The organism is Corynebacterium sp. HMSC06D04 (assembly GCF_001807315.1).
Classification (GTDB): Bacteria; Actinomycetota; Actinomycetes; order Mycobacteriales; family Mycobacteriaceae; genus Corynebacterium; species Corynebacterium simulans.
Genome location: NZ_KV788560.1, coordinates 1 through 1,178 on the forward strand (window position 1 = coordinate 1; position 1,178 = coordinate 1,178).

At 54.9% G+C, this 1,178-nt stretch carries 2 protein-coding genes; both read left to right on the forward strand.

Annotation, left to right across the window (positions count from 1 at the left end):
* The first annotated feature begins 135 nt into the window (after positions 1-135).
* Positions 136-453 (forward strand): transposase, encoded by a 318-nt coding sequence (locus tag HMPREF3155_RS13330; protein WP_070433316.1) that lies wholly within the window; start codon positions 136-138, stop codon positions 451-453.
* Positions 450-1,166: an IS3 family transposase gene (locus tag HMPREF3155_RS10935; protein ID WP_168162317.1), complete on the forward strand. Its 717-nt coding sequence runs from the start codon at positions 450-452 to the stop codon at positions 1,164-1,166. The genes HMPREF3155_RS13330 and HMPREF3155_RS10935 overlap by 4 nt, the downstream gene beginning before the upstream one ends.
* Positions 1,167-1,178: the final 12 nt, after the last annotated feature.

Consider the following 1,178-nt stretch of genomic DNA (forward strand, 5'->3'; position numbering starts at 1 on the left):
CAAGAAAGTTGCACGCATCATGAAATCCATGGGGTTAAAAGGCTTTAGCAAACGGCGTCGATGCATTACTACCAGGCGTAAGCCTTGAAGTGCCCCAGGTTTTGTTCCGTTTGAGTAGATGGGAAAATTTGGAACATGCCGAGAAAATTTGATCAGGATGCGAAGGACCGTGTGGTCCGTCTCGTGGAAGACCGCATCCTGGCGGAGAACACTTCCATGCAGGCTGCCTGCGAGATCGTGGCACCAAAGCTGGGCGTCTCGTGGCACACGGCGAGGCAATGGACGCAGGCCGCTCGTCGCGAAGGTCGTGTTGTGGAATCAATGCCCGAGGACCTTGCTGCAGAAAACGCACGGTTGCGTCGAGAAAATCAAGAGCTGCGGGACACCAACGAGTTGTTGAAAGCCGCTTCGGCTTTTTTCGCATCCGAACTCGACCCGAAACGTCGGAAATGATCCGGTTCATTGATGAGCATCGGAATCGTTTCTCAGTCGAGTTCATCTGCCAGACGTTAAACACCCATCGTGAAGGCGGCTTCCTTACTTCGCGCGGGTACCGCCAGTCTAAAGCCCGTGGATTAAGTGCTCGTCGCCTTCGCGATGCTGTGCTGATTGAACACATTAGTGCTGTTCATCGCGATAATTACGGTGTCTACGGTGTGCGGAAAATGTGGCATGCTCTCCGCCGTGACGGAATTGATATCGGTCGTGAACAAACTGCTCGGTTGATGCGCCTGGCCGGTGTTTCTGGCAAAGGCAAAGGCAGGTCACCTATCACAACCCGTAAGCCTAACGTGCCTGATCTGCGCCCAGACTTGGTAAATCGTGAATTTAGGGCTCCTGGCCCTCATCGGCTGTGGGTGGCGGACATTACCTACGTGCGCACCAGGAAAGGCTTTGTGTACACCGCGTTCGTGACCGATGTATTCTCCCGGAGGATCGTCGGATGGGCGCTGTCGGATTCGATGCGCACCGAAGCCTTGCCGCTGCAAGCGCTCAACCAGGCGATCGTGTGCGCCAAAGAAACAACGGGCTTGATTCACCATTCAGACCACGGCTCACAATATGTGAGCATCGTCTACAACGAGCGCCTGGCTGAGCACGGTATCGCAGCGTCGACTGGGACGGTGGGTGACTCCTATGACAAGGACCTGACCCCTGTTTGGTAGACACCTGATATC